At 37.2% G+C, this 23716-nt stretch carries 31 protein-coding genes and 7 tRNA genes; 26 read left to right on the forward strand and 12 right to left on the reverse strand.

Annotation, left to right across the window (positions count from 1 at the left end):
• Positions 1-90 precede the first annotated feature (90 nt).
• The 7 genes from AC1DCY_RS14165 (at position 91) to AC1DCY_RS14195 (ending at position 766) form a co-directional block, all read left to right on the forward strand.
• Positions 91-164: transfer RNA gene (locus AC1DCY_RS14165), tRNA-Trp, on the forward strand.
• Positions 165-186: 22 nt separating this feature from the next.
• Positions 187-262, forward strand: a tRNA-His gene (locus tag AC1DCY_RS14170).
• A gap of 32 nt (positions 263-294) precedes the next feature.
• A tRNA-His gene (locus tag AC1DCY_RS14175) sits at positions 295-370 on the forward strand.
• A 24-nt stretch (positions 371-394) separates the two neighbouring features.
• Positions 395-469: transfer RNA gene (locus tag AC1DCY_RS14180), tRNA-Gln, on the forward strand.
• 8 nt (positions 470-477) lie between these two features.
• A tRNA-Gly gene (locus AC1DCY_RS14185) sits at positions 478-552 on the forward strand.
• A gap of 12 nt (positions 553-564) precedes the next feature.
• Positions 565-638 (forward strand) — tRNA-Cys (locus AC1DCY_RS14190).
• Positions 639-685: 47 nt separating this feature from the next.
• A tRNA-Leu gene (locus AC1DCY_RS14195) sits at positions 686-766 on the forward strand.
• 380 nt (positions 767-1146) lie between these two features.
• Here AC1DCY_RS14195 and AC1DCY_RS14200 read toward each other — a convergent pair.
• Positions 1147-1350 (reverse strand): hypothetical protein, encoded by a 204-nt coding sequence (locus AC1DCY_RS14200; RefSeq protein ID WP_477351083.1) that lies wholly within the window; start codon positions 1348-1350, stop codon positions 1147-1149.
• A gap of 231 nt (positions 1351-1581) precedes the next feature.
• Between AC1DCY_RS14200 and thpR the strand changes: the two genes are divergently transcribed.
• The 5 genes from thpR (at position 1582) to AC1DCY_RS14225 (ending at position 4485) form a co-directional block, all read left to right on the forward strand.
• Complete coding sequence (gene thpR, locus AC1DCY_RS14205; RefSeq protein WP_477351085.1) at positions 1582-2142, forward strand: RNA 2',3'-cyclic phosphodiesterase; 561 nt, start codon at positions 1582-1584, stop codon at positions 2140-2142.
• A gap of 91 nt (positions 2143-2233) precedes the next feature.
• Positions 2234-2416 carry a hypothetical protein gene (locus tag AC1DCY_RS14210; RefSeq protein WP_477351087.1) on the forward strand — a complete coding sequence of 61 codons (183 nt, stop codon included), beginning with the start codon at positions 2234-2236 and terminating at the stop codon, positions 2414-2416.
• 87 nt (positions 2417-2503) lie between these two features.
• Entirely contained in the window at positions 2504-3538 is a 1035-nt protein-coding gene (locus AC1DCY_RS14215; protein WP_477351088.1) for an ABC transporter permease, read from the forward strand.
• A gap of 1 nt (position 3539) precedes the next feature.
• Entirely contained in the window at positions 3540-4226 is a 687-nt protein-coding gene (locus tag AC1DCY_RS14220; protein WP_477351089.1) for an ABC transporter ATP-binding protein, read from the forward strand.
• A gap of 109 nt (positions 4227-4335) precedes the next feature.
• Positions 4336-4485 (forward strand): hypothetical protein, encoded by a 150-nt coding sequence (locus AC1DCY_RS14225; protein ID WP_477351090.1) that lies wholly within the window; start codon positions 4336-4338, stop codon positions 4483-4485.
• Here AC1DCY_RS14225 and AC1DCY_RS14230 read toward each other — a convergent pair.
• Complete coding sequence (locus tag AC1DCY_RS14230) at positions 4453-4650, reverse strand: hypothetical protein (protein WP_477351092.1); 198 nt, start codon at positions 4648-4650, stop codon at positions 4453-4455. The two genes, AC1DCY_RS14225 and AC1DCY_RS14230, sit on opposite strands and share 33 nt — an antisense overlap.
• 127 nt (positions 4651-4777) lie before the next feature.
• Between AC1DCY_RS14230 and AC1DCY_RS14235 the strand changes: the two genes are divergently transcribed.
• Positions 4778-5062: a hypothetical protein gene (locus tag AC1DCY_RS14235; protein ID WP_415733030.1), complete on the forward strand. Its 285-nt coding sequence runs from the start codon at positions 4778-4780 to the stop codon at positions 5060-5062.
• A 246-nt stretch (positions 5063-5308) separates the two neighbouring features.
• On the opposite strand, the gene AC1DCY_RS14240 is transcribed toward AC1DCY_RS14235, so the two are convergent.
• The 3 genes from AC1DCY_RS14240 to AC1DCY_RS14250 are packed head-to-tail and all read right to left on the reverse strand — an operon-like array spanning position 5309 to position 7437.
• Positions 5309-6121 (reverse strand): SDR family NAD(P)-dependent oxidoreductase, encoded by an 813-nt coding sequence (locus tag AC1DCY_RS14240; RefSeq protein ID WP_477351094.1) that lies wholly within the window; start codon positions 6119-6121, stop codon positions 5309-5311.
• 5 nt (positions 6122-6126) lie between these two features.
• Positions 6127-6840, reverse strand: coding sequence for an SGNH/GDSL hydrolase family protein (locus tag AC1DCY_RS14245; RefSeq protein WP_477351096.1), 714 nt, complete (start codon positions 6838-6840; stop codon positions 6127-6129).
• Entirely contained in the window at positions 6841-7437 is a 597-nt protein-coding gene (locus AC1DCY_RS14250) for a TetR/AcrR family transcriptional regulator (protein WP_477351098.1), read from the reverse strand.
• Between the two features lie 217 nt (positions 7438-7654).
• On the opposite strand from AC1DCY_RS14250, the gene AC1DCY_RS14255 reads away from it, so the two are divergent.
• Both AC1DCY_RS14255 and AC1DCY_RS14260 read left to right on the forward strand, forming a co-directional pair.
• A complete protein-coding gene (locus AC1DCY_RS14255; RefSeq protein ID WP_477351100.1) occupies positions 7655-7798 on the forward strand; it encodes a hypothetical protein in 144 nt (47 codons plus the stop codon).
• A gap of 135 nt (positions 7799-7933) precedes the next feature.
• Positions 7934-9025 (forward strand): S-layer homology domain-containing protein, encoded by a 1092-nt coding sequence (locus AC1DCY_RS14260; protein WP_477351102.1) that lies wholly within the window; start codon positions 7934-7936, stop codon positions 9023-9025.
• A 58-nt stretch (positions 9026-9083) separates the two neighbouring features.
• Here the strand turns inward: AC1DCY_RS14260 and AC1DCY_RS14265 are convergent, their stop codons facing one another.
• On the reverse strand, positions 9084-9827 hold the full coding sequence (locus AC1DCY_RS14265; protein ID WP_477351104.1) for an arylamine N-acetyltransferase family protein: 744 nt from the start codon (positions 9825-9827) through the stop codon (positions 9084-9086).
• A 196-nt stretch (positions 9828-10023) separates the two neighbouring features.
• Here AC1DCY_RS14265 and nagB point away from each other — a divergent pair, with 196 nt between their 5' ends.
• Positions 10024-10737, forward strand: a complete 714-nt coding sequence (gene nagB / locus AC1DCY_RS14270; protein ID WP_477351235.1) for a glucosamine-6-phosphate deaminase — start codon at positions 10024-10026, stop codon at positions 10735-10737.
• A 93-nt stretch (positions 10738-10830) separates the two neighbouring features.
• Here nagB and AC1DCY_RS14275 read toward each other — a convergent pair whose 3' ends face one another.
• The gene (locus tag AC1DCY_RS14275; protein WP_477351106.1) at positions 10831-11247 is read right to left on the reverse strand and encodes a hypothetical protein; all 417 of its coding nucleotides are present in this window, start codon (positions 11245-11247) and stop codon (positions 10831-10833) included.
• Between the two features lie 101 nt (positions 11248-11348).
• On the opposite strand from AC1DCY_RS14275, the gene AC1DCY_RS14280 reads away from it, so the two are divergent.
• Positions 11349-12251 (forward strand): S66 peptidase family protein, encoded by a 903-nt coding sequence (locus tag AC1DCY_RS14280; protein WP_477351108.1) that lies wholly within the window; start codon positions 11349-11351, stop codon positions 12249-12251.
• A 61-nt stretch (positions 12252-12312) separates the two neighbouring features.
• Here AC1DCY_RS14280 and AC1DCY_RS14285 read toward each other — a convergent pair whose 3' ends face one another.
• Positions 12313-13899, reverse strand: coding sequence for a catalase (locus tag AC1DCY_RS14285; RefSeq protein WP_477351110.1), 1587 nt, complete (start codon positions 13897-13899; stop codon positions 12313-12315).
• Between the two features lie 232 nt (positions 13900-14131).
• Between AC1DCY_RS14285 and AC1DCY_RS14290 the strand changes: the two genes are divergently transcribed.
• The 7 genes from AC1DCY_RS14290 (at position 14132) to AC1DCY_RS14320 (ending at position 18896) form a co-directional block, all read left to right on the forward strand.
• Complete coding sequence (locus tag AC1DCY_RS14290) at positions 14132-14632, forward strand: hypothetical protein (RefSeq protein ID WP_477351112.1); 501 nt, start codon at positions 14132-14134, stop codon at positions 14630-14632.
• A gap of 188 nt (positions 14633-14820) precedes the next feature.
• Complete coding sequence (locus tag AC1DCY_RS14295) at positions 14821-15006, forward strand: hypothetical protein (protein WP_477351114.1); 186 nt, start codon at positions 14821-14823, stop codon at positions 15004-15006.
• A 355-nt stretch (positions 15007-15361) separates the two neighbouring features.
• The gene (locus tag AC1DCY_RS14300) at positions 15362-16369 is read left to right on the forward strand and encodes a medium chain dehydrogenase/reductase family protein (RefSeq protein WP_477351116.1); all 1008 of its coding nucleotides are present in this window, start codon (positions 15362-15364) and stop codon (positions 16367-16369) included.
• Between the two features lie 16 nt (positions 16370-16385).
• Positions 16386-16799 (forward strand): MerR family transcriptional regulator, encoded by a 414-nt coding sequence (locus AC1DCY_RS14305; RefSeq protein WP_477351118.1) that lies wholly within the window; start codon positions 16386-16388, stop codon positions 16797-16799.
• A 459-nt stretch (positions 16800-17258) separates the two neighbouring features.
• Positions 17259-17861 (forward strand): hypothetical protein, encoded by a 603-nt coding sequence (locus tag AC1DCY_RS14310; RefSeq protein WP_477351120.1) that lies wholly within the window; start codon positions 17259-17261, stop codon positions 17859-17861.
• A gap of 418 nt (positions 17862-18279) precedes the next feature.
• Positions 18280-18474: a hypothetical protein gene (locus AC1DCY_RS14315; protein ID WP_477351122.1), complete on the forward strand. Its 195-nt coding sequence runs from the start codon at positions 18280-18282 to the stop codon at positions 18472-18474.
• A gap of 20 nt (positions 18475-18494) precedes the next feature.
• A complete protein-coding gene (locus tag AC1DCY_RS14320) occupies positions 18495-18896 on the forward strand; it encodes a hypothetical protein (protein ID WP_477351123.1) in 402 nt (133 codons plus the stop codon).
• 120 nt (positions 18897-19016) lie between these two features.
• Here AC1DCY_RS14320 and AC1DCY_RS14325 read toward each other — a convergent pair whose 3' ends face one another.
• Together AC1DCY_RS14325 and AC1DCY_RS14330 are read right to left on the reverse strand one after the other, a co-directional pair.
• Positions 19017-19526 (reverse strand): hypothetical protein, encoded by a 510-nt coding sequence (locus AC1DCY_RS14325; RefSeq protein WP_477351125.1) that lies wholly within the window; start codon positions 19524-19526, stop codon positions 19017-19019.
• Between the two features lie 15 nt (positions 19527-19541).
• Complete coding sequence (locus tag AC1DCY_RS14330; RefSeq protein ID WP_477351126.1) at positions 19542-20231, reverse strand: B3/B4 domain-containing protein; 690 nt, start codon at positions 20229-20231, stop codon at positions 19542-19544.
• 59 nt (positions 20232-20290) lie between these two features.
• Between AC1DCY_RS14330 and queG the strand changes: the two genes are divergently transcribed.
• Positions 20291-21421, forward strand: coding sequence for a tRNA epoxyqueuosine(34) reductase QueG (gene queG / locus AC1DCY_RS14335; RefSeq protein WP_477351128.1), 1131 nt, complete (start codon positions 20291-20293; stop codon positions 21419-21421).
• Positions 21422-21435: 14 nt separating this feature from the next.
• The gene (trmL, locus tag AC1DCY_RS14340; RefSeq protein WP_053485736.1) at positions 21436-21909 is read left to right on the forward strand and encodes a tRNA (uridine(34)/cytosine(34)/5-carboxymethylaminomethyluridine(34)-2'-O)-methyltransferase TrmL; all 474 of its coding nucleotides are present in this window, start codon (positions 21436-21438) and stop codon (positions 21907-21909) included.
• Between the two features lie 39 nt (positions 21910-21948).
• On the opposite strand, the gene AC1DCY_RS14345 is transcribed toward trmL, so the two are convergent.
• Positions 21949-22485, reverse strand: coding sequence for a hypothetical protein (locus tag AC1DCY_RS14345; RefSeq protein ID WP_477351130.1), 537 nt, complete (start codon positions 22483-22485; stop codon positions 21949-21951).
• 27 nt (positions 22486-22512) lie between these two features.
• Positions 22513-23358 carry a VOC family protein gene (locus tag AC1DCY_RS14350; protein WP_477351132.1) on the reverse strand — a complete coding sequence of 282 codons (846 nt, stop codon included), beginning with the start codon at positions 23356-23358 and terminating at the stop codon, positions 22513-22515.
• Positions 23359-23716 lie beyond the last annotated feature (358 nt).

Raw genomic sequence — 23716 nt, forward strand, 5'->3', positions numbered from 1 at the left:
ACGCGGCGGACTGTAACGCGGCGGACTGTAAATCCGCTCCTTAGGGTTCGGCGGTTCGAATCCGTCCCCCTCCACCAGTTTTAATTTAATAGGGGCATAGTTCAACGGTAGAATAGAGGTCTCCAAAACCTTTGGTGTGGGTTCGATTCCTACTGCCCCTGCCAATTAATTTAAAATAATAATATGGCGGTTGTGGCGAAGTGGTTAACGCACCTGATTGTGGTTCAGGCATTCGTGGGTTCGATTCCCATCAGTCGCCCCATTTAATTTTAAATAATAAAATATAGTAATATGGCGGTTGTGGCGAAGTGGTTAACGCACCTGATTGTGGTTCAGGCATTCGTGGGTTCGATTCCCATCAGTCGCCCCATTTATATATATCTAACTTTTCTTTTGGGGTATAGCCAAGCGGTAAGGCAACGGATTTTGATTCCGTCACGCCCTGGTTCGAATCCAGGTACCCCAGCCATTTTTTTTGCGGAAGTAGTTCAGTGGTAGAACACCACCTTGCCAAGGTGGGGGTCGCGAGTTCGAACCTCGTCTTCCGCTCCAATTAATTATTATGGCGGCATAGCCAAGTGGTAAGGCACAGGTCTGCAACACCTTTATCACCGGTTCAAATCCGGTTGCCGCCTCCATAATTTATTACTCAATCGGTTTATCCGATTTTTTTTATCTCCATTATGCCGGTGTGGCGGAATAGGCAGACGCGCACGACTCAAAATCGTGTTCCTTTGGAGTGTCGGTTCGACCCCGACCACCGGTATCATATTTAGTAAAGAATCCTTGATATGCAAGGGTTCTTTTTTTATTTGTAGAAAGCAATTAAGATCCTCTCAAAAGGTGTTTTTTGAGAGGTTTTTTATTGCGTATACACAGTAAAGAAATTTTAACAATATTAGTCTAAAACTCTTTTATATCATATGATCGAAAACCAACAAAGATTGATATGTATGTTTTGTTTTTGTTAAGAGTGATACAGCTGCTGGTCAAGTTAGTATTATTAATAAAAGATAGCATTAAGCTACCCATTAATTTATTACACCACTTTCTAATTTTTTGTTTAAAGCTATATAATCCTTTTTGGTAAAGGTTACTGTTACTCTATCCAATCTATTTCCACCCGGGTATAAAAGTAATTGCTGATTAAATTTTATACCTAAAGGTCCAACCGTTTGATAAATAAGATTTAATTTTAAAGCATTCCAAATCTACTCCTTCTTTCAAATGATTTTTAACATTAATAGTAATCACATCTTCAACTTCAATAAATCTAGGTTTTCGAGGAGAAATATTGTGTGCTTTACAAAGTCTTATCAGCAGATTTTGGTAATAATCTTGTTGTTTCATTTAGACCACCTCACTTTACATGTTATCATTGTAAAGTGAGAAAGAATATAGAAATGAAGGTTATGGCCCACTCAGCTAAAAAGCAAAGTGGGTTATTTAAATGGAAGGAATGTCTTCCTCTTAGCTAGGTAGTCTTCGCCGCTTTAACATGAGTAGTAATGGTTAAATTATAGTAGGAAATGACATAATGCCTCATAAGAAGCATTTTTGATGATGAGAGAGGTTATGATTATGAACAGACATTTTTTTATTGCCGTACCACTTCCTTCAGATATTAAAGCAACTCTTAAAGTGAGATGTGAAGAAATGAAAACAGATTTTCATTTTAAACGATGGGTACATCAGGAAGATTATCACATTACTTTAGCTTTTTTAGGTCATGCGGATGAAGAACAATTACAGGATGTAATAGATGAAACGAGGAAAAATCTTTTGAATGTTCCTCCATTCGAAATAAAAATTCAAGGGTTCAATACTTTTGGAAGAAAAGAATATCCAAGAATTTTATGGGTTGATCTGCTTGAATCACAGCAATTAAATTTTGTGAGAGAAATAGTATACCGAGATTGTTTGAAGGCTGGATTTGAACTGGATAAGAAGCCCTTTACACCCCATATAACTGTTGCAAGGAAATGGGATGAGGCCAGCGGGAAAATTCCATTCGAAGCATTGCTAGAAGAAAATTTTCAACTACCTAAATTTCTAGTAGAAGAAGTGATTTTGTACGAATCAAAACTAGAGGAAACGCCAAAATATCATAGAAAAGCTGTCATTCGTTTAGATGGCCAATAATAATTTTACAATCAGCTCGTAAACCTAAAAAGGAAAAGGTTTATGAGCTTTTTTTGATCAATTATGCCTCGGCATAATTGGAGCTGACGCTTTGCTTTCGCTACAAAAAACATTTGTAACTGCCGTTTCACTTACGTTACATAAAACAATTGTAGCTGACGCTACGCTTTCGCTACAAAAAACATTTGTAACTGCCGTTTCACTTACGTTACATAAAACATTTGTAACTGCCGTTTCACTTACGTTACATAAAATAATTGCTGAAAGAAGTTAAAAATATTTCATTTTTAATGATTAGTTCATGTTCCGTTCATTTAAGGATTTTATGATAAGGATGTAAAAAGGAATGGAGGAGTTAACTATGAATCTTGCGTGGAAAGAAATTAAGAAGAATAAAGTAAGATTTTTAATATTAGGTTCAATTGTTTTTCTAGTTAGTTTTTTAACTTTTATTATTTCAGGTTTGGCGAATGGATTATCACAAGATAATGCCGCTTTAATTAAAGATTTGCCACAAGGACAATTTTATATGAATAAGGATGCAGATCAAACTTATAATCTGTCAAAAATAGATAGCGATAAACAAAATGAAATATTGAGTAATGAAAAGGATGCAGTAGCTTTTTCACTACAAATGGGCTTTTTAAATGATAAGGATAATAAGCAGCAAAGCGTTGCCTTTGTTACATCTACTGATTCAGAGTTATTTGAAAATGTGAAACATGAGGAAGTCATATTAGATAGCTCAATGAAAGATAAAGGTATTAAAGTAGGAGATACATTAACGAATAATCAATTTAGTGGCAAGTTTGTAGTAAAAGGATTTGTCGACCAAAAGAAATATAGTCATGCACCGGTTGCCTATATTAATAAAGTGGATTATCAAGAAATTTACCGTGTTGAGGAAATGCAGATGATTTTCGTACCAGATGGAGATTCTTCAAAAGAATTTGCTGGATTAGAATCATTTTCAAATAAAGAGTTTCTTAATACAATCCCAAGCTATAGCGCAGAACAAATGTCTTTAAATATGATTGTTTGGTTTTTAGTAGTCATTAGTGGGATGCTGTTTGCGATCTTCTTCTATATGATGAACGTTCAAAAAATTGGTTTATACGGAATTTTGAAAGCCATTGGTGTGAAAACGAGTAAATTATTCAAAATGATATGGGCACAGATGGCTATCATTACAGTTATTTCACTTATTTTGTCGGTAGCCTTTAGCCAAGCATTTAATCTGATAGCGCCAAAAGGAATGCCTTTCACTTTAACAATTGCGACAACAACGCAATTATCGATCGTATTCCTAATTATTGGATTTATCGGTGCTACAATTTCAGGCATCCAAATTAAAAAAATTCAACCATTACAAGCGATACAGCAAGGAGAGGCTTAGTATGACTTTATTTAAAATCGATGAAGTTAGAAAAACGTTTAGGAATGGCGAGATAGAGGAAGAAATACTTAAAGGGATAGATCTTTCTCTAAATGAAGGGGAAATAACAGCATTGGTCGGTGCATCTGGCTCCGGAAAAAGTACGCTTTTGACAATTGCTGCTGGGCTTCAGCCTGCATCAGGTGGGCAGGTTATATTTGAGGGGAAAAATATGACCAGCATGAGCTCTGAAGAGGTTCGAAAAGTACGAGCAAGTGAATTTGGGTTTGTCTTTCAGTTTGCACACCTTGTACCATTTCTTACAGTTGAGGAGCAACTACTGCTAATGCTAGATGTTTCTGAATCAAAATTAAAGAAGCAGGAACAAAAAAATGAAGTTAATCGAATACTAAAATTAGTAGGAATGGACCATCGAAAAATGGCTTATCCTTCGTCATTGTCAGGTGGCGAGAAGCAACGTATTGCTATTGCCCGAGCAATCATTCATAAACCGAAAGTTCTATTCGCAGATGAACCAACAGCAAGCTTAGATTCGCAAAGATCAAAAGAGGTTATGTTACTAATTAGAGATTTGACTAAAACGTTAAACATTACTACTTTAATGGTGACACACGATGAAGAAATGCTTGCTTATTCGGATCGTATTATTAAAATGAGCGACGGTGTCATTTTACAAGAAGTTATTTAAATTGAACCGTAAAAAACACAACCACATTTATTGATGGTTGTGTTTTTTTTTGAATCAATTATACCTCGGCATAATTCCGTGACATCCGCCGGAGGCTTTAGGCCAACAGATGTTTTTTGCGCGAAAGCGAAGCGTCAGCAGCAGATGTTTTTTGCGCGAAAGCGTAGTGCTAACGCAGCGTCAGCAGCAGATGTTTTTTGCGCGAAAGCGTAGTGCTAACGCAGCGTCAGCAGCAGATGTTTTTTGCGCGAAAGCGTAGTGCTAACGCCGGTGTTGTTGCTGACGCTTCGCTTTCGCACAGATAAAACCGTGTTGCTGTCGCTTCGCTTTCGCACAGAAAAATTGCCACAGGACGTGGCGTTCTTAGACTGAGTTCCTCTTGTCCAAACACACGCTGAAAGAAGTTAAACAGGCTTATCATCATAATGTTAAGCTGATTTTCCGTTCCGTCTGAGCGCAATTTTAGACATTTTTAATAAGCCTAGTGTTATGTTACCAAACCACTAAACTAATGAAGCATATTATAGAAGGAAAGAGGGAGGTGATTTGAAATGGCGTTTGTCATTGCTTTATTGATAGTATTAGTTGGTTTAATAGCGGGATTCCAATTAACCGAAGGAAGGTCAGAGAAAGGGAATTACATCGTTTGGGGTATCATTACAATGATAGCGTTTGCACCGTTCTTATCTTTTGTAATTGGCGTAATGTATGGAATAGTGGTTAAAAATAGTTGGGCAACATCGATTATGATGTTTTTATCTCCTTTAATTTTTGTTATAGGGTTAATTATATTACTTTTAGGTATTTATAAAAATGATGGAGGAAAGCATAAATAACTAGCTATTTGTCTTTTGAAAAGGGGTTATTCCGTTCAGTGTTTTAGTTATCTTAAATATAAAGGTAAAAAGCCGCAAAACTCCTACAACTTGTTTTTGAGATGAAGTGTAAATGAAAATGTAGCGAAGGAGACATATGCCTTCGTGTCCAACACCCTATTTCTTGCCCTGATGCGGCTCATGCCTTGCCGGCGGAAAAGCATAGCGGTTTTTTACCATCTGGAAGAAAGCTTTTACGTTACATGTTTATGTTAATCGAGCTTTTCTACTTACTTTACAGACCATTCTCATTAATGCCCTATGCAACGAAGGGAAGATTGTAAAGATAACATCCATTGTTTTACGCATTGGCATAGGACAGATAATAGGCTTATTTTTGTGTACGCCTGCAATAGTGATTTTTGCTAGTTGCTGTGGAGACATCATTTTTTGCTTTTTCAATTGTTTGGACATCACTGATTTATCGATATTAATAGCTGTTGCTTTATCAAAAATAGGTGTATCAACAAAAGTCGGACATAGCGTACTTACCTTGATGCCAAATTCCTCAGCCTCATAGTGTAGTGATGTCGTTAAGCCCACCACAGCATGCTTCGTAGTTGAATATGCCGCAGATATAGGAGATGGTCCTAACCCTGCTGCTGATGATGTATTGATGATATGTCCAAAACCTTGTTCCTTCATGATTTGATAGCCAACTTGAGTACCATATATAACGCCCCATAAATTAAGATCCACAATGTTTTTCCATTCGTCCATCGACATATCATACATTTCACCATACATAGCTATTCCAGCATTATTAAATAAATAATCTAATCTTTGAAATTCCTCATATACATTTGTAATGACACGTTCAACACTTTTGTAATCGATTACATTTAGTTCAACAAATCGAGCATTTGAAGCATCATCTTTATTTAATTCTGCCTCTAGAAGACGTCCATCATGTTCGTTGATATCTGCAATAATAACAAATACATTACGGCCAACTAACTCTTTGCAGATAGCCTTCCCTATACCGGATACACCTCCAGTAACAATCGCAACCTTTCTCATTTTCGTCACCTCTCTATGAGATCCAAATGGACAGTAGCCTCCTGCAGTTGGAGCTGTTCAATTACAGCTGTGTATTCTTCCACGACAAGTTCTGCTCCTCTACTGTTTAAGTGAACGCCATCTAACGTTAAATGTAGCCCTCTCTTTTTGGATAATCGGTCAATTCGCAAAGGTTTTTTATAAAACAGTACATCTTTCATTACTCGCATAACATTTGTGTTAATATAATCCGAACTATTAACTTGTTCCAATTGATGCTCAAACACTTCTTGCATATTTAAAAAGCTAACATTTGCATATTTAGAAGAAATGGACTGAATAATGGTGGACAACTCTTTTAATTCCATATTTGAAGTGTTTTTTATTGTTTCTCCTATTAAAGCTGGTGTTACTAAAACAACATGTTTAGAGGATGCTAAAATCATTTCTAAACAATTTACATAGTAATCTTTAAATTCTTGATGATCTTTTGTAACTGGCTGTGCCTGCACTTTCAAAAGTTTAGCATAGACATCGTTGACACCAATCCAAAGAAAGCTGAGGTCATAATAAGTAGCTAGCTTCGATTTCTCTAAACGACTGTGTAAGCTTTTTACTGTTTCACCTGGTTTACCGAGATTATCAAATTCGATATGTTGATGTCTTGTTGTTAGTAGTTTAAAAAATGAAACCCCAGGTCGACCTTCTGTTAAGCTGTCTCCTATACATGCAATTTTCATTTATATCCCACCTTTTTTTATCTCCTTTAAAAAAATGGTTATTGCCTGGTTAAAGAGTGGCTCTAGTGCTTTAAGATCCTGGGTATTTGTCAGCTGACATAAACCCCCTAGCCATGTGCCTAGTAGAACTGTCCACTCATCAATATTTCCATGAACAAATTCCCCTTTATCAATTCCTTCTTGAAGAATCACACGATAAGCACCCATTGGTACAATCGCTAAATTGTATAATTGTTGCACAGATTCAGGGCTCGATTTTGGATTGGAAGCTAGTTCTTGCCCTGATCTTAATAAGGGTGTTTGGTAATGATAGAGAACATGCATGGCCATGCCATATAATTTTTCTGTTGCCGTGGAGTAGGTACATTCTTTTTGCAGCCATTTGTTGTGCCAGTCTTGCATTGTTTGTTGCGATAAAAGAACAAAAAGCTTTTCTTTGTTTTCAAAATGATAATAAATATGTCCTTTGCTGTAGCCTGAAGCGGTTGAAATATCTCCTACTGATGTTTGATTATAGCCTTTTTGAGAAAACAAACTAACCGCGTGTTCCATAATTTCAACTTTTGCTTTCTCGCTATCATAACGTCTTTTATTCAATAAATGATTTACTCCTTCAAAATATTTGAACGGTCGTTCTAATTCGATTATACAATATTTTACTAATTAATGAATAGTTAAATACCTAGGTCATGATGTTTTTTACAATTGCATAATACCACGGCTCATCGGACTCACCCAGGAAATGGCCCAGTAGGAACGGAAATCAACCACACGTTATGGTGATGCAACTAATGGAGGAAATGTCCATATTGAAGTGGATTCTATCAATGAAGCTATTGCTAAAGCTAAACAGAATGGTGCCATTATTGTTCGTGGCAAAATGGAGTTCGATGAGTTTTATCTTGCCTATATGGTAGACCCTACTGGACTAGGCTTTGGCATGATTCAAAACAAATAATCTGACTAACAAGTCTCTGCGAACGATTGCGGAGGCTTTTTTTGTTAAAAATCACATTGTAAATAATATCCAATAAACGTATGTTATAAGTAATGAGGAATATATTGTAGGTAATGAAGAAAGTGAGGGAAAGACATGAAAAAGATGTTGAAAATAGTATGTGCACTATTATTAGCTGTATGGTTAATACCGTTTGGAAGTGTACAGGCAGCGAGCTTCAAAGATGTGTCCAAGGATGATACATTGATAACGGAAATTGATTACTTAGTGGAAAAAGGAATTATTTATGGCTATCCTGATAATTTATTTAAACCAGATACAAATGTAACGAGAGCGCAAGCATCTGCCATGCTAACACGTGCTCTAGGATTGCAAACGACGAATGTCAAAGATCCAAAGTATCAGGATGTACCTATTACACATCCCTATTATAAAGAAATTGCGGCAGTGCAAAATGCTGGCATTTTCCTTTCGGCACAGAAATTTAATCCGGATGCAACTCTTTCAAGAGGGCACATGGCAATTGTGCTGCAAAGAGCATTTAAATTCAAAGGGGATGGGATAAGCTACTTTACAGATGTTTCACCTCAAACAAGTGGCTATAAGGAAATTTCATTAATTGCTAATAATAATATAGCAAGAGGATATGATGATGGTTCATTTAGGCCCAAATTACCTTTAACGCGAGCGCATTTTTCAGCATTTTTAGCTCGTGCATTAACGCTATCGAATCCGAATCTATTAAAAAATACGGCGTATGACTACACGTATTCGCATTATTCGTTGAAAGACAAAAAACAGTATACATTAAAATATCAGTATAGTCATTATGACGGTAAGAATGATGTGTGGGCAGTAAGCGATTTGAATTCTAATAAAGTATTTAATAGTGAGCTTTTATTTAGCGATGGCGAGTTTTATGGTCAAGCAATTGCCAAAAATGTAAGTTCACATTACGATTTTTCTTTTAGACTACCACTTAGAATTGGCGTGATTAAACATGAAAATGATGAAGGTGTAATTTCAGGAATCCGAATTACTGTTAAAGCAACAGATGGGACTGTCCAAGCAGGTGGTGTCGATTATAATAATGTAATTGTTCTAGAAGAAAAGTCGATATACAGTGATGGAGTTTCAACATATTACTTTGTCGATGGTATTGGTTTAGTTAAAGAGCTTTACAATGATGTTGTTGTTTATGAGTTGCTCGAACGTACAACCAATTAAATGTAGCCATAAGAAAAGCAAGTCTCCTATTAATGAGGAGACTTGCTTTTAGTAGAATCTAATCTAATGAAATATGAAAAAAGCGATGAAGTGCTTGTCGCCATTCCTTTTCGTTATGAGTTGTATAAGTTGTTAGGGAGTACCCCTCGTAAATTCGAAATTCGTTATTAAGCATTGTATGTCGTCCGCGAGGAGTACGAATCATAGCGATTTTATTTTTTTGTTTAGAAAGTCTTGGTGCAAATTGTGCATCGTTAGCATCATCAAAAAAACAATAAAGTAAACGCCAATTTTGTTTTTTTTGTTCGTACAGCATCCAGCCGTTCGCTTCATCTCGTTCAATTTTATAAAGTTCATTACCTTCACGGTGTTGATGCCCAGCTATTAATGGAACTGGCTTACAAGGAGCTAGTGCGCCTACACCAACATCCGAAATATAGGTTTGGCCATCGAATTTGACCAGCAATAACTGATGCATAGGTACATCCTCGATAGGAGTATCTGCTTCATTGTTGCGCCAAAACTGTGCATAGCGGTTGGTTACAGAAAAGCCAAGTTCACGAAGTAGCCAACTAAATAAAATATTTAGTTCAAAGCAATTGCCTCCGCGATGTTGAATAATGATTTTTTGAAAAAGGTCAGGGATAGCGAAGGAGATGCCATGTTTCAAGGCAACATCTAGGTTCTCATAAGGAATGGTATGTAGATGTCTTGTTTGGAGCTGACCAAGTAGCTTAATAGATGGCTCTAAAGATCCTTGAAATTGAATAAGCTTTAAATATTGCTGTATTTGTGAATTCATAAAATCGCCTCACTTCCTCTACTAAATAACATAACCGAAATGGCTAGATATTACACGTGAATATTAGAAAGAAAATAATAGAAAAGTAGGTAAATAACTTGTAAAATGAAAATATTAGCTACTATAGAGAGAAATATTTCCTATTATTTTAGTTAAAAATAATGATTGTAAGGTAGGTATACGAATGACAAGCGAAATGAAATGGTTAGAAGTAAATTCATACGATGAAATGAGCGAAGTAGCGGCGGATATTTTCACTAAACAATTACAAGTTAAGCCAGCGAGTATTTTAGGATTAGCAACTGGTGGTTCTCCTGTAGGAATGTATAAGGAATTAGTGAAACGCCAACAAGCTGGAAATATATCTTTTAGCGATGTGATTACCTTTAACCTAGACGAATATGTAGGTCTCGATCAATCGAGTCCGGCAAGCTATTGGACATTTATGCATGAGAACTTATTCAATCATGTAGATATTAAGGAAGAAAATATACATTTACCAAATGGTAAGGCAGAAAATTTAGATGCCGAGTGTACGGCCTATGATGCTCGAATTAAGGAAGCGGGAGGAATTGATTTGCAGCTTCTAGGCATTGGCGTTAACGGACATATTGGCTTTAACGAACCAGGCACATCTTTTGATTCAATGACTAATATTGTAGAGTTAACTGAATCTACACGCACAGAAAATGCAATTTATTTTGATAACTCTAAAGATGTACCGACACATGCTATTACAATGGGCATTCAATCTATTATGAAAGCCAAGGAAATCGTGTTAATTGCATTTGGTGAAAAAAAACTAGAGGCTATCGAAAAATTAAAAAGTGGTATCATCACTGAAGATTTCCCAGCAAGCCAATTATTAAATCATCCGAATGTAACGGTTATTTACGGCGGAACAAAATAAAAATTAAGCGTAGACTTTATGTTATTTGAAGTCTACGCTTTTTTATTTTGGCATGCAGAGCAACGGAAAGAAGAGCCGAAGTGACAGAAAGAATCACCAAAGCGACGGAAGGAAGAGCCAAGGTGATGGATAGAAATCAGAGCGACGGAAAGAAGAGCCGAAGTGACGGAAAGAATCATCAAAGCGATGGAAAGAAGAGCCAAGATGACGGATAGAAACTAGAGCGACGGAAAGAAGAGCCGAAGAGACGGATAGAATTACCAAAGCGACGGAAAGAAGAGCAGCCGAAGAGACGGAAAGAAGAGCCAAAGCGACGGATAGAGAAGCCAAAGTCGTGGATAGAAACAACAAAGTGGCGGATAGAACAGCCAAAGTCGTGGATAGAAACGTCAAAATGGTGGATAGAACAGTCAAAGTCGTGGATAGAAACGTCAAAGTGATGGATAGAGAAGCCAAAGTCGTGGATAGAACCCTCAAAGTGACGGATAGAACGTAAAAAGGGAGGAGCATTCCCTCAGAAATTTAGATGTCATAGACATTAGCTTCGCTATCAATCAATGCTACAATATTATCTATATGCTAGAATAAGAAAAACTATAGGAGGGGTTAGGGTGAAAAGCACCGTACCACATTTAGAAAAGGGCGATACAGTTGGACTAGTAGCTTTATCAAGTCAAGTAAATCCCGAAAAGCTAGGAGATGCAATAGCCTTTCTTGAAGAGTTAGGTCTTAACTATATAATTGGGGATACTATTCAGGCAAAGCACGATTACCTGGCAGGTAATGATGAGGAGCGTCTGGCTGACTTTCATGAGATGGTGAGAAATCCAGAGGTGAAGGCAATTTTTTGTGTTAAGGGAGGCTATGGTTCTGCGCGAATTGCGGAAAAGATTGACTATGGACTACTTGAGGAAAATCCGAAGATCTTCTGGGGCTTCTCTGATCTTACATATTTACATTGCGCGATTAACGAATATGCTAATTTAGTGACGTTTCATGGACCGCTACTTATGTCTGTAGAAAGAATAGATGAGTTATCAAAGAAAATGTTTTTACAGCTATTTTCACCGATGGAATTACAGTATTCGGAGGATATTTCTCCATTAACAACGATTGCACCTGGTGTAGCTCGCGGTGAGATTATTGGTGGGAATTTACGTCGTCTTGTTAACACATTAGGTACAAAATATGAAGTTCGCACAGAAGGTCGAATTTTATTGATTGAGGAGCTTGGAGAAACTATTCCAGCAATCGATGCGATGCTGCAGCAATTAAAGCAGGCGAGAAAGCTTGAGCAGTTAGCCGGTGTTGTTATCGGTTCCTTTACACAAACAGAAGCAGATGAAGCGGCACTATTTGCTTTAATGAAGGATTATTTTGCGGATTTAGGCATTCCGGTTGTAGCGGGCTTTAAAATTGGCCATGATTCAACGAATATTGCAATTCCATTAGGCGTAGATGCTATTTTAGATGCACAGGAAAAGGTACTAAAGATTTTGCCCGGTGTACATTAAAAGAAGCGCTCAGCACTTTATATTGTGCTGAGCGCTTTATTTTGTAGGAACGTTTAAGTTATTAATAAGGCTCTGCGCCATGACCTTTATCTACAGCCTTTTTAGGGGCTTCATCACCAGCAATATTGCCAAGTGGCTTTGATGAAGATGAATCATTTTGAGCTTTTTGTAAACCTTCTTTTAACAAACGACCGTATTCTTCATCTGCTTCTTGTGCTAATGCAATCATTGATTCTTGAATGGCTGTATGACAAACTGCTAAATCACGAATTAAGTTTTCAAGTAGCTCATCTCGCTCCCATTGCTCAAAATTGCGATAGGTTTCGCCAGCTTGTTTCGTATTGCTTTGACGATCAATGGATTCCCGAACGAGATTACCTTCCACGAGAGGTGTATATTCTTTAGCCGATTGAGTAGCTTCCTTTAAACCATTTAACATCGAAGGCTCATAGTTAATATGAGGATTTTGCCCTGGAGCTAAATCGCGCTTATACAGCATTTGACCACCGTTTTGATTGGTTGCCACTCGTTTTTTAGGAGCATTGATAGGGAGTTGTAAATAGTTTGCACCTACACGATGACGCTGTGTATCAGAATAAGAGAAGGTACGACCTTGTAGCATTTTATCGTCCGAGAAATCCAATCCGTCCACAAGCACACCTGTACCGAAAGTAGCCTGCTCAACCTCAGCAAAATAATCTTCTGGATTTTTATTTAACACCATCTTACCAACTGGATACCACGGGAATTGATCATTAGGCCAAAGCTTCGTATCATCTAATGGATCAAAATCAAGCTCTGGATGTGGACCATCCTCCATAATTTGGACGTTAAGCTCCCATTCAGGATAATCGCCATTTTTAATTGCATCATATAAATCTTGTGTGGCATGATTAAAATTTTTCATTTGGATTTCTTCTGCTTCTTTTTGTGTTAAGTTTTTAATGCCTTGTAAAGGTTCCCAATGATATTTAACAAGGACAGCTTTACCTTCACTATTGACCCATTTATACGTATTAACGCCAGAGCCTTGCATCATTCGATAATTCGCAGGAATACCCCAAGGTGAATAAATGAATGTCACCATATGGAAGGATTCTGGTGAGCTTGCACAGAAATCAAAAAAGCGTTCAACGTCCTGAATATTTGTAATCGGATCAGGCTTAAAGGCGTGAATCATATCAGGGAATTTCATAGCATCGCGGATAAAGAAGATTTTTAAATTATTGCCGACTAAATCCCAGTTACCATCTTCAGTATAGAATTTTACAGCAAAGCCTCGTGGATCACGTAGTGTTTCAGGCGAATGGCCCCCATGAATAACTGTTGAGAAGCGCACAAAAACAGGTGTCTGCTTACCCTTATCCTGAAATACTTTAGCCCTTGTATACTTAGAAATAGGATCATCTCCGACAACACCGTATGTCTCAAAATAGCCATGTGCCCCTGCACCTCGCGCATGAACAACACGCTCAGGAATTCTTTCGCGGTCAAAGTGACTTATTTTTTCTATAAAATCATAGTTTTCAAGAGTTGCAGGTCCTCGATTACTGACAGTTCGTATATTTTGATTGTTAGTAATAGGGTGCCCCTGTCGATTTGTCAAAGTCATGTCATGCTCGTTTGTTGAATCGTGTTGGTTTGTCATTGTGTAACCCCTTTCTTTTGATATGTCCATTGTGTCCATATTAGGGGAGAACTAGTCATAAAAAGATATCTTGCCCTTCCAGCAGAATGCAGCTAGACGAGAAGGGGCGTTTGTAATCTTTTTATTAGATTAGTATTTTATAATCAAGGTGAATTGGTATATATTTAAAGATAATCATTATTTAAACAGTAAATAAGAACATCAATTTTTAAAAAGGAGGGAGAGAATTTTCATGAAGAAATTGATAGGAATAGTAATTTCGATTATGGTTCTGATAATTTTTATAGGGTTCTTCTGGATAAAAACTCTTGTGAATAGTGATCCATTGGAAATTGTCTATTCATATGAAGATCGCTGGGGAATCTCAATGCCTTTACCAAACAAAGTAACGGAATTATGGACCGAGCCTTTTGCAGCAAGAGGGGACGGTACATGGGTAAAATGCCTCGACTTTACAAATCAAAATACTTCATTTACTCAATATATGATTAAAGTAACGGAAACAAATCAGAAAGAAGCGAGACAATACGTATCGAAATTTATTTCAAATAGCATTAATTCTTATTCAGATGATTATAAAGTAAAGATTCAGAACGTATTTCAAGAAATTAATATAAATGTGGATATAGGGGATTATTATTATTACAATTCTAAAAACAGAGGGGAAGATTCTTTCATTTGCTTGTATAAAGTAAATGAGCAAGTTGTGTACACATTTGAATGGCATCAATAAACAAAATATACTTTGACTAGTTCCCGCAAATGAAAGAATAGTAGCTATTAAAAGAATAAAAATTGATAGATGAGATCAAAGGCTTTTGAAACAATTTTAAACTAAATGAAGGTTGCTCCCTTTTTAAAGATTTTTTTATGTGCTTATTACTAAGATAGTTTCGGAAGACTTAAAAAAGGAGATAGAAAATGCTACATAATGGATTAAAATATGTTGGTTTTTTAATCATGTTAATTTTCGGTGGAATCTTTTTGTTAAGATGGTTTCTTCATGATGAAATATTATTAGATCAATTAATTGCCTTTGTAATAGGGGTAATCTTCTACTTTACTTCCTTATTCGTTAAAGGAAGAAGAGGTAATTATTGCACATAAAAAGCTCTCCTACACACAAGATGTAAGAGAGCTATTGGATGGCGTTTTCTAATAATTATCAAGTTGTTTGAGTATGGCCATTGCTTATAGTTGGTTATTAGTCATTGGTCATACAGTAACAGGTAACTTGTCATTGGTTTTGTTTAAGTTAGCTCCAAAAAGCTAGTTTTGAAAACAGCACATCCAACTCGGTTTGGAGTCTCATCGACTCCATAAATCTATTGTATACAGTTTCAGGGAAATCGTCCATGCAATAAAACTTTAAACCTTGGCTGATGCAAAATAGATTCCTTGACTTAGAGTTTACTCTAACAAATATAATACAAACATCTTTATTGAGAGGAGATGTTTTGATTTGAATACACGTGTAATTGTAACTCGATACGGAGGACCTCAGGTAATTGATGTGATAGAGGAGCCCCTACGAAAACCTGAAAGGGGAGAAATTCGAGTTAAGGTCCAAGCAGCAGGGGTTGCACTTGCGGATATTATGAGAAGAGAGGGTAAATATCCGCTATCTCCTATACCTCCCTTTACTCCAGGATACGATGCTATTGGGATTGTTGACGAGTTGGGAGAAGGCGTGCAAAAATATTTGATAGGGGATAAGGTAGCCGTCTTTTTTAACGGAACGGGTGGCTATACATCTTATGTGTACGCGATGGATGATGAGGTTGTCGGGATTCCTGCTCGCATCGATTCCGTAACGGCGGTTGCTGTGATCTTAAATTATGTAACAGCCTATCAAATGCTTCACCGAGTTGCAATGGTAGCTGAGGGAGAACGTATCCTTATTCACGGGGCAAGTGGAGGGGTTGGTACTGCATTGCTTGAGCTTGGGAAGTTAGCGAAATTAGACATGTATGGCACGGCTTCCTTGGCTAAACATTCAATTGTATCCCAATTCGGCGCCGTGCCGATTGACTATCGAAACGAAGATTTTGTAGATACTCTTCGTAATAAGGCTCCTGAAGGTATGGATGTTGTATTTGATCCAATAGGAGGCCAGAATTATGAGCGTTCGATGAATACCTTAAGCAACAATGGCCGTTTCATAGGTTACGGCTATACTTCGATTCTTCAGCAAGGAGATTCAGAAGAATGGACCAAAGAGTGGGAAAGTTTGGCTGAAAATCGAACTACAGGGAAAGGTAATCCTGTCTATCTTTACTCTATAACCTCATTAAAAAAAGAAAGGTTAGATTGGTTTAAGGAAGATGTTCGGTTCCTTCTCTCATTGTTAGAGGAAGGGAAAATCAATCCCTTGATTTCTTACAGACTTCCTTTAAGGGAAGCGGCACATGCACAAGAATTGCATGAAAAATCAATATCTGTAGGAAAGGTTGTTCTTATATGTGAATGAAAGGGGACAAAACCTAATGTACTCAATTGGTGAAATATCTAAATTAACAGGTATTTCTGCATATACACTTCGTTATTATGAAAAAATGGGTCTCTTACCTAATCCTCATCGTTTGGATGGGAAGCAAAACGGGATTCGGCAATATAATGATCAGGATCTTCGCTTTATCCAATTTATTTATGGATTAAAGCAAACAGGAATGAAGCTAAAGGATATTACTTTGTTTGCTGAAGATGGCTGTCTGTTAACACAAAATGATCAAGAAATAGAAGATATCCAGGATATTTTACATAAACGGATCGAACTATTAAATAAACATGTTAATCTACTGGGGCAACAATTGGAGCAATTGGAAAACGTGATGACTCTTGCAAATGAGAAAAGAAGTTTTTACTTAGCTATGCTAAATGATCGACTTCCAAACCCGTAAAGACATTTTAACTTCTTCTAGGAGAGGTTAAGCTTCCGACGGATATCACGGATCAGAAAGGAGTTGTTAGCCTAAAATCATCGCATCCATGCGAAAACGGCTAATTGACCTGTATCGGTGGCACTACCCCTATGTTTTCACACAAAAGACATCTATTGCTTCTGCTACGTTAGCACTGAGCTTTCGCAAAAAATAGACTATCAAAAGCGTTTAGCCATTATTGGTTGAACGCTTTTTTATATGCATTAGATTTAGTTCAATATGTAACAAGATCCTTTATTTTACTTAAAATGTCGAAAAATGACGAATAATAAAGGTGGAAATGTACACCTTATTTTGTCAGAATTGCAATAAGAGGAAATGATATAGTATTTTAGAAACTTTTTGTACTATAATTCTATTTCATTAAATCTAATAACGTATATTTTTAACGATATGCATTCGGAGGGAATAAAGGTAATGAAGAAAGTTTTATTATTACTTCTAGCAGTTATGCTAGTTGGATGTTCTGGAGAAGGAACAGAGAAGAAAAAAGAGGCAGATGTAAAAAAAGAAGAGGTCGTTACAGTAAAATTTGAAGAAGTCGATACTGAATCAAAAGCTACAGTTGAAAAGTTTGCCAAAGAATACAATGAAAAGCTTACTTTATTTAAACAGGTTCAACCTATAGGATTAGACATGATTCCAGAACCTGTAACGAATGAACTTAATGATTTCTCACAAGTTCTATTGGAAGCTGATTTTAAAGAATATAAGGGCCATTACAAATTAGTTGCTAAATACAATAAGGATAAAAAAATAATTGGATATAATCTTTCTGTTCAAGGACTCCCTGAAAAAGAAGTAAATGATGAGGGAGATGAATGGGAAGAAGGGATGACTTCAGCTGTAATAGTTGCTCAAACACTAGGATTAGATTTGGGTAAATTCACCGAATCATTAGCTAAAGCTGAAGAAAATAGAGACACTCATTCTTATACTGATTCTACATATAAGGTAACTAATCTTTGTACTGAGGTCGATGCAGGAAAATTTGAATTTAAATTTGAATTAACTAAGTAGAACAAAAAGCATCTCTAATGAACTACATCTCAATTGTGTCTAACAATTGCAATGCAGATCAAGAGATGCTTTTTTGCTTTGCTGTATTTATTTTAATTGATTTAGAGCTATACAAGTCGTTTTTGCTTATTAATAGGCTTGAGAAGCGATGAAACCTCGGCTTGTCTTTTGTATTTGCATTTGTGTAATTGAGATTTTAAAAATTGATATTCTATATATTATTATTCCATAAAACCTTAATTTTACACAAAATGTCGAAAAATGTTGAAAGGAAGGGTGGAAACAGAAACTTTATTTTGTCAGAATTATAATAGGATGATGCAATATAGTAATTTAAGTATTTTTTGCACTGAATTCTATTTCATTGAATCTAGTAACGTATATTTTTATTGATATACATTCGGAGGGAATAAAGGTAATGAAGAAAGTTTTATTATTACTTCTAGCAGTTATGCTAGTTGGATGTTCTGGAGAAGGAACAGAGAAGAAAAAAGAGGCAGATGTAAAAAAAGATCAGGAAACAAAAGAAGCGGTCGTAAAGGAGGAGAAAGTCGTTCCAATAAAATTTGAAGAGGTTGATCCTGAATCAAAGGTTATAAACAGAATCCAGTAGATGGAATTGTAATAGCAAAAATGCCAGAACCAATAACTAGTGAATTGAATAAAGAGGAAAATATTTTCTCACAAATCTTATTGGATACTGATTTTAAAAAACATAAGGGTCATTATAAAATAGACGCTAAATATAATGAGGATAAAAAAATTGGATATAATATTTTTATAGAAGGAATCCCCGCAACCGAATTAAATGAAGATGAAAATGGAGGAGAATGGGCAGAAGGAATTATATCCGCTATGTCAATTGCTGAAGCACTAGGATTGAATATAGATAAATTTGACGAAGAAAGTGATATTGCTTTTGACGAGGAAGAAGCTTATACATATACTGATCCTAACACTAAGACTAATGTAACTTTTCTGTTTGCTGATTGGGATATAGGGAAATTTGAAATTAAATATGATTTAAGTAAGTAGAACAAAAAGCATCCCAAAGCTGCACTCCGAATTGTTAAACACAATTGGAGGTACAGCTCAAAAAGGATGCTTTTTTTATTGTATTTCTTTTTTTAGAAATAATAGCCTTGATGCTCGAGATTATAAATATCGAGAATCATCAAAATTAATTTCAACACTATAATTCTTTGCGTTGATAAGATTCGATAATTTATGGGCATCTTTTTCTAGTTTAATAGCACGCTCGCGGTACTCATCTGGCTCATACATAGCAATTTCATAAAGCATTGTAGTTTCACCATAGCCCATGCGCACACTTTCTTTTTCATGCATACTAAACTGTTTGCAAAGCTCGACATCGGCGCGGAGCTGTGTTGCGAGCTCAATCGCTTCAACTAATGCCAGTTTTTCGCCTTTAAAGTCTACTGTGTTTTTTATATTTGCTTCATATACTAAACGATCCAATGTACGAACATCGAGACGTACTTGAGCTAATTCAGCTTCAATTACTTTCATGGCACGATTACTTGTTTTGGGTACTTGTCCTTTTTCAACAGTTACAAAAGCGCTACGATGTAATTCGCTAACGAGTTCTTGAACCTTTTTTGCTAAAATACTTTTTAGCTTAACGGCTTCTGCAAGATTAATCATGAAAACACGTCCTTTTTACAGTGTAGTAGATGGTGCTGCGTTTGTTAATAGGGCCACTTTAAAATCGCCGCCATGAATTTGATTAAACATCTTACCGGCAGATGCAAGAAGCTCTTCCACATTTTCTTCTGATAATGATGGGCGGAGGTAGAAGATATGTAAAGCCTCGGTCGTTTCCTCTGAAACAGACGTACGTTTAGAATCGACAAATGGTGACCCAAATGCTCCTTCAGAATCATAGCTATAAAGGATATTTTCTAATGAATTAAAACGACCATTTAAGCCCTCATAGCCAGTGTCCTCGTCGCCAAGTGCGATTTCTATATTTCCTTTTAGTTTAGCTACATCATATAATCCTACTGGAATCTCATATTGGAGGGAGAAGAAATTATTTAAATCAACACCTGAGTGAAGGGGTGTTAAATAATTTTGCTTACTAATTCGGCGCATTAAGCTTTCTGCTGAGTGACGATAGCGGTTTGGATCTGCACCAAGCTTTTTCCATAATTGTCGCCATTCTGCGATACCCTCTCGTTGCGTTACAGGACTATCTTGCATTTCTAAAAAAAGGTTTTCCTGATACAACTGCATGCGGCCTTTAATCATTTGAGGGGATTCTGCAACGACAATTTTGGTATAATGAATAATACCGATTTTAAGCTCGGGATGTTGTGTCAATAGAGATTGATTAATTGAAATTTCCATAAAACATCACCTACTTTATCTATTTTTATTATTGTACCATGTAAGGAGTTGGGAATAAAATGAACATACATGACCTACAACGTGAATTTGTGGCGTATGCAATGTCCATTGGTGTAGACAAGATTGGCTTTACAACAGCAGCTCCATTTACAGAATTAAAAAATAGACTGCGTCGTCAGCAAGAGCTTGGCTATCAGTCTGGCTTTGAAGAAAGCGATATTGAAAAACGTACCGAACCCCTACAATTGTTAGAGGGGGCAGAGAGCATTGTGGCGATAGCTGTCGCATATCCATCGCGCATGCAAGATGCACCCGTAGGCAAAAAGGGATCAAGACGCGGGATTTTTTGTCGTGCTTCCTGGGGTGTCGATTATCATACAGCATTACGTGAGCGCTTGAAATTATTATCAGCCTGGCTTGAAGAACACATAGAAGGTGTTCGTATTGAATCAATGGTTGATACGGGGGCACTTGTTGATAGGGCAGTTGCAGAACGTGCAGGGATAGGTTGGAGCGGGAAAAACTGCTCAATTATTACGCCCGAGTTCGGTTCTTATGTATATTTAGGAGAGCTAATCACGAATATCCCTTTTGCGCCTGATAAGCCTATGGAGGATGAATGCGGGGATTGCCGTCTATGCTTAGATGTTTGTCCAACAGGCGCGTTAATCGAGGGGGGACAACTAGACTCTCAACGTTGTATAGCCTTTTTAACACAAACTAAGGGAATGCTACCAGATGAGTTTCGTACCCATATTGGTAATCGTTTGTACGGCTGTGATACATGCCAGACCGTATGCCCAAAGAATAAAGGCAAGATTAACTGGATACATGAGGAATTTAAACCTGATCCAGAGCTTGCAAAGCCATTACTTGTACCACTTTTAACAATTTCAAATCGTGACTTTAAAGAAAAGTTTGGACATGTTTCTGGTTCATGGCGGGGGAAAAAGCCAATTCAACGCAATGCTATTTTGGCACTTGCACACTTTAAAGAAGAAGCTGCGGTCCCAGATTTAGTAGCGCTTCTTGAAAAGGATGAACGACCAGTAATTCGAGGAACAGCAGCATGGGCTTTAGGTAAGATAGGCGGGGATAATGCCCAATCTGCATTACTTGAGGCAAAAGCAAAAGAACAAGACGAGGAAGTACTCGTTGAAATTAATAAAGGTTTACAATTTTTTAGTTAAGGAAGTGTACCGTTATGCCATTGCATATCGTTTTATATCAACCAGAAATTCCAGCAAATACAGGAAATATAGCACGCACATGTGCTGGCACAAATACCTCACTACATTTAATTCGACCTCTTGGCTTTTCCACAGACGATAAAATGCTAAAACGTGCCGGCTTAGATTATTGGCATAGTGTCAATGTCGTGTATCACGATTCGCTAGAGGATTTTTTAGAGGCATCCAAAAATGGCGACGTTTATTTAATTGAGACATATAGTGAAGAGCCATTTACGACACATGATTTTAGTGATAAAGATCGTGATATTTACTTTATGTTTGGCAAAGAAACGACTGGCCTACCAAAGGATTTTGCGTATGAGCGTCGAGATATGTGCTTACGAATTCCACAGAGTGAGCATGTTCGTTCACTTAATCTATCGAATACAGCAGCAATAGTTATTTATGAGGCATTGCGTCAACAAGGATATCCAGGGTTACATTAAAAAAGAAGTTCTCCAAATAGAGGAGAACTTCTTTTGTTTTTACGTCAGTCGTGAAGGGATTCTGCAAGAGAAGGAAAGCCCCCGACAAACGACGGAATGAGCTTCGCAAGCGCAGGATAACCCGCGAAGCGACGGTTTGACCTCGCAAACGATGGATAACCCGGGAAGCGACGGAAAGGACGCCGCAGCGACGGAAAGCCCGGGAAGCGACGGAAAGAACCTCGCAAACGACGGATAAAACTCGACAAGCGACGGAAAGAACCTCGCCAACGACGGAAAGAACGCCGCAAGCGACGGAAAGAACCTCACAACGACGGATAAAATGACAATCGACGGATAAAACTCGATAAGCGACGGAAAGAACCCCGCAAGCGACGGAAAGCCCGGGAAGCGACGGATTGAACCTCGCAAACGACGGATAAAACTCGACAAGCGACGGATTGAACCTCGCAAACGACGGAAAGCCCGGGAAGCGACGGAAAGAACCTCACAAACGACGGATAAAACTCGACAAGCGACGGAAAGAATCACGCAAGCGACGGAAAGAACGCCGCTTGCGCCAAATACAATCCTCAAACTGACAGTTAGTACGTCACATCATTCTTAAAATTTCAATAACACAACGATACCTGATGGATCCTCTGTTTGGAATCCTCCATCTATATCAGTAACAGGTGCACCAATCGCACGAAGATTTTCTTTCATTTTTGCTGCTTGCTCTTCATTATCCAGACGCAGTGAAAAAGTTTTTAAGCCAACCTGATGTTCACCAAGCTTTGGTGCGTTTTCAGAGTGCCAAGTGTTTAAACCGATATGATGGTGATAGCGGCCAGTTGAGATGAATAAAGCTTGTGCTCCATAGCGAGTGACAATCTCAAATCCTAATCCTTTTGTATAAAATTCCTCTGCGGCAGCTAAATTAGAAACAGATAGATGAATATGCCCCATAACCGTATCAGCTGGTAGGCCATCCCATTTACCATCGCCTTCCTCTAATATAGAACGGATTTTAAGAGGTTCAGTCACCATATGCACTTGGTCGAAATGCCAAGTCCATTCATTTTCAGGGCGATCCGCATAAACCTCTATACCATTATTATCAGGATCATTTAAATAAAGTGCTTCACTTACATCATGGTCAGATGCTCCGAAGTACACGCCTTTGTTATGGAAATGAGTAATAATATTTGCTAAATCACGACGAGTAGGCAATAAAATTGCAAAGTGATAAAGTCCAGTTGTTAAGCTTGTTTTTTCTTCTACTGTTTCAGGTTGGACGATTGTCAATATGGCTGTTTTGCCATCAGCTGTTAGAGTTGCTCTATGAGATTCCTGATGTAAAACTTTAAAGCCAATAACCTCCTGATAATAAGTTAGTGAACGTTGTAAATCACTCACTTTAATTTCAACATTAGTGACATATGTGTTAGGTTTTTCATGAAAATGCATAGTAAATTACCTCCGAATATAAGTTATTATTAATTATCAACTTACTTTATGTAACTAAGTTTATTTTATAAAGTACAGAATGTCAAGTAATTATATTGTTCCAAAAAATAAGAGAAGTAACCGAAGCGGCTTATTGGGCGCCCCGGGAAAGCACTCAGTCGTAACGGAAATCAACTTCTCACTTTGCCGAAGAGCCAAACTTTATTTAAGAGGGCACCTTATTTCATCACAATAGTTTTTCGACAACAAAAAAATCACTAAGCATATATTCATGCTTAGTGATTTTCTTGAGGTATTACTTCTCTGATCTGTAGTCGCCTTCGTAACCAGCAGTGAAAATAGCAGTTAAGAACGCAAC

Source organism: Lysinibacillus sp. 10T31, assembly GCF_056394365.1.

What these genes read in the sequence shown, in the direction of transcription:
- AC1DCY_RS14315 (WP_477351122.1), top strand. Translation starts at nt 18,280, where the DNA reads ATGAAGAAAGTTTTATTATTACTTCTAGCAGTTATGCTAGTTGGATGT.
- AC1DCY_RS14230 (WP_477351092.1), bottom strand. Translation starts at nt 4,650, where the DNA reads ATGATGATAAGCCTGTTTAACTTCTTTCAGCGTGTGTTTGGACAAGAG.
- AC1DCY_RS14290 (WP_477351112.1), top strand. Translation starts at nt 14,132, where the DNA reads ATGAAGAAATTGATAGGAATAGTAATTTCGATTATGGTTCTGATAATT.
- AC1DCY_RS14225 (WP_477351090.1), top strand. Translation starts at nt 4,336, where the DNA reads ATGTTTTTTGCGCGAAAGCGAAGCGTCAGCAGCAGATGTTTTTTGCGC.
- AC1DCY_RS14245 (WP_477351096.1), bottom strand. Translation starts at nt 6,840, where the DNA reads ATGAAAATTGCATGTATAGGAGACAGCTTAACAGAAGGTCGACCTGGG.
- thpR (WP_477351085.1), top strand. Translation starts at nt 1,582, where the DNA reads ATGAACAGACATTTTTTTATTGCCGTACCACTTCCTTCAGATATTAAA.
- AC1DCY_RS14235 (WP_415733030.1), top strand. Translation starts at nt 4,778, where the DNA reads ATGGCGTTTGTCATTGCTTTATTGATAGTATTAGTTGGTTTAATAGCG.
- AC1DCY_RS14350 (WP_477351132.1), bottom strand. Translation starts at nt 23,358, where the DNA reads ATGCATTTTCATGAAAAACCTAACACATATGTCACTAATGTTGAAATT.
- AC1DCY_RS14330 (WP_477351126.1), bottom strand. Translation starts at nt 20,231, where the DNA reads ATGGAAATTTCAATTAATCAATCTCTATTGACACAACATCCCGAGCTT.
- AC1DCY_RS14305 (WP_477351118.1), top strand. Translation starts at nt 16,386, where the DNA reads ATGTACTCAATTGGTGAAATATCTAAATTAACAGGTATTTCTGCATAT.
- AC1DCY_RS14285 (WP_477351110.1), bottom strand. Translation starts at nt 13,899, where the DNA reads ATGACAAACCAACACGATTCAACAAACGAGCATGACATGACTTTGACA.
- AC1DCY_RS14310 (WP_477351120.1), top strand. Translation starts at nt 17,259, where the DNA reads ATGAAGAAAGTTTTATTATTACTTCTAGCAGTTATGCTAGTTGGATGT.
- nagB (WP_477351235.1), top strand. Translation starts at nt 10,024, where the DNA reads ATGAAATGGTTAGAAGTAAATTCATACGATGAAATGAGCGAAGTAGCG.
- AC1DCY_RS14240 (WP_477351094.1), bottom strand. Translation starts at nt 6,121, where the DNA reads ATGAGAAAGGTTGCGATTGTTACTGGAGGTGTATCCGGTATAGGGAAG.
- AC1DCY_RS14265 (WP_477351104.1), bottom strand. Translation starts at nt 9,827, where the DNA reads ATGAATTCACAAATACAGCAATATTTAAAGCTTATTCAATTTCAAGGA.
- AC1DCY_RS14260 (WP_477351102.1), top strand. Translation starts at nt 7,934, where the DNA reads ATGAAAAAGATGTTGAAAATAGTATGTGCACTATTATTAGCTGTATGG.
- AC1DCY_RS14215 (WP_477351088.1), top strand. Translation starts at nt 2,504, where the DNA reads ATGAATCTTGCGTGGAAAGAAATTAAGAAGAATAAAGTAAGATTTTTA.
- AC1DCY_RS14220 (WP_477351089.1), top strand. Translation starts at nt 3,540, where the DNA reads ATGACTTTATTTAAAATCGATGAAGTTAGAAAAACGTTTAGGAATGGC.
- trmL (WP_053485736.1), top strand. Translation starts at nt 21,436, where the DNA reads ATGCCATTGCATATCGTTTTATATCAACCAGAAATTCCAGCAAATACA.
- AC1DCY_RS14200 (WP_477351083.1), bottom strand. Translation starts at nt 1,350, where the DNA reads ATGAAACAACAAGATTATTACCAAAATCTGCTGATAAGACTTTGTAAA.
- AC1DCY_RS14320 (WP_477351123.1), top strand. Translation starts at nt 18,495, where the DNA reads ATGCCAGAACCAATAACTAGTGAATTGAATAAAGAGGAAAATATTTTC.
- AC1DCY_RS14295 (WP_477351114.1), top strand. Translation starts at nt 14,821, where the DNA reads ATGCTACATAATGGATTAAAATATGTTGGTTTTTTAATCATGTTAATT.
- queG (WP_477351128.1), top strand. Translation starts at nt 20,291, where the DNA reads ATGAACATACATGACCTACAACGTGAATTTGTGGCGTATGCAATGTCC.
- AC1DCY_RS14275 (WP_477351106.1), bottom strand. Translation starts at nt 11,247, where the DNA reads ATGCTCCTCCCTTTTTACGTTCTATCCGTCACTTTGAGGGTTCTATCC.
- AC1DCY_RS14325 (WP_477351125.1), bottom strand. Translation starts at nt 19,526, where the DNA reads ATGATTAATCTTGCAGAAGCCGTTAAGCTAAAAAGTATTTTAGCAAAA.